This window comes from Gordonibacter sp. (assembly GCF_036667095.1).
GTDB lineage: Bacteria > Actinomycetota > Coriobacteriia > Coriobacteriales > Eggerthellaceae > Gordonibacter.
The window spans coordinates 1-2,097 of the sequence record NZ_JAVWUP010000329.1 but is presented as its reverse complement, the minus strand read 5'-3'; the positions used below and the strand labels follow the sequence as shown (position 1 = coordinate 2,097).

Below are 2,097 nucleotides of genomic sequence, written 5' to 3'. Positions count from 1 at the left end.
CCCCATACCATAATGGGGAACGCAACAACGAACAGCACCAAGATGATCTTCTTGCGCACCGTGAAGGGACCGAGCTTGCTGCCGTCGGGATCGACAGCATACAACTTGTTGAACTTTTCGCGATCCTCATACGTATAAGAAGAGGTCGGATCGGCCTTGATCTTCCTGCTGTACCAATACAGATAGCCAATAACCACCACGGCACCCACAACACAGCCGATCGCGCGCCACTCAATTCCCTCGGTAAAGTTTATGCCCGCTGCATTAGACGCTATAACGACGGAAAACGGATTGATGGTCGAAAAGGTAGTTCCCATGGAACCCGCCAAAAATATCGCACCCACGCATATGATCGAGTCATACCCGAGAGCCAAGAAAATAGGCACGAGAATCGGATAGAAAGCAACGGCCTCTTCCTCCAGCCCGCAGGTCGTGCCCCCGAGCACCATCAGCACACTCACAAGGAAAACCAGCAAGAACTCACGTCCTTTGGTTTTCTTCGTCAACGCAAGCAAGCCCGACTCGAAAGCACCGCTCGCATTTACAACACCGATCATGCCACCGAGCACCAAGATAAACACCATGATGTCCGCTGCCTCAACCGTGCCCTGCACCATACTCACGGTTAAATCCTGCACTCCTTTGGGGCGCTGCTCAAGGTGCTCGTAAGTGTCAGGGACGGAAATAGGCTTGGAAAGCGCTCCAGAAGTGAATTGGCTGATTTCGATATTTACCTTGATTTTATCCAATTCTTCTTGCGTGGCCGGCATCGTAGTAACCTCACCATGAGGATCGGTGATCTGCAGTACTGCCGCATCGGGCTCATAGGACAATTTAGAGTAGGATCCCGCTGGCACAATCCACGTAGCCGCAATGGCTAAAATCGTGATGACAAACAAAATAGTAAATGCCGTTGGGAAGCTCAGTTTCTTTTTACGCTTTGGTTCGATCGTGGTAGAGCCTTGCGTTACCGCCGCTGTTGCTGTCGACACAATTGGTTCTCCTTTTCCCCTCAAGCCTGTCTCTTAGCTGAAATCGTAATAATACCATGCGCTATACGCGGGTTGCCGCACAGGTGTAACCGGGTCTATCAAAGGGTGTAGTGTGGGTGTAGAGGCTTCTAAACCCACACTCTTCATCTTTGTAAACCCTGTTTTGACAGGGCGTTTCGCAATGGATTAAAAAATGGAAGTTGCACGGAATTTCAAAGCAACTGCACAATCTGAGAAGATTCGTATACTATGAAAACGCACCGTAATCGATACTTCACCGGCCCTTTGTACGTACAAACAATGAAGGGGTGTACCGAATCGTGGATACTGCACTTTTTTACTACACGCTACTTGTGCTTCTCGTCACCATTCTTGCGGCAGCAACCTGCCTGTCTTCCTATCTTGTTTCGCATAAACGCACCTTTCTTTTTGCCTTTACTGGATTTCTCTTTTACTTCTTTGATGTAGCACTCGTGTTTCAAGACGACTTCGTCTTGCAGGGTCCGGCATATCATGCCGAGGGGTTCTATTTCATCGGCAACCCCATCGCTTCCGTTATTATAGGCACGGGGCTTTTAGTTTCATTTTGGCTGCTGATCTGTGACTTCCTTGATGAAAAAAGACGACCGTTGCTCTTTTTTCCCGGTGCGATATTCGCCTTGTGCAGCACGGTTATTTTGCTGGTTGTTCCTGAGGGAAACTGGCAGGTTTTCCTGTTCTACAGCATGCGCGAACTCATGCTGTGCTGGATGCTGATGTTCATCGCGATCCGCTACCTGAGCACCACCGATGAAGTGGAACGAATCCGTCTATGGCGCCATCGCTTTCTCTATATAGTATTGTGGGGATTGGGTTTTTGCGTCTTTTTTGAAAACGTCTATTTTCTACTCATATTCGATCCCGCACTTCTCGAATCGGGTTTTCTTCCCTTTTTTCCCGAACGCAACTTTGCTGAAAACTTTCTGGTCATCTGCTGCGTTGCCTTTGCCTTTTACGATTCGTGGCGCACGCTTTCCCTGCGCTTTGAACAACCTCCGACGTCAGGCAACGAATCACAGCGGGCATTCATCGATAAAAACCTGATTATTTACAGCAACCGCCACCA

Annotated in this window: 2 protein-coding genes; one reads left to right on the top strand and one right to left on the bottom strand. The window is 48.9% G+C overall.

Annotated elements, in window-relative coordinates:
• The coding region (locus RR842_RS14285) for an SLC13 family permease (protein ID WP_332730247.1) at window positions 1-992 on the bottom strand (992 nt) is incomplete at its 3' end.
• A gap of 320 nt (window positions 993-1,312) precedes the next feature.
• Between RR842_RS14285 and RR842_RS14280 the strand changes: the two genes are divergently transcribed.
• Window positions 1,313-2,097, top strand: a 785-nt coding sequence (locus RR842_RS14280) for a LuxR family transcriptional regulator (protein WP_332730246.1), incomplete at its 3' end; no start/stop codon positions are given.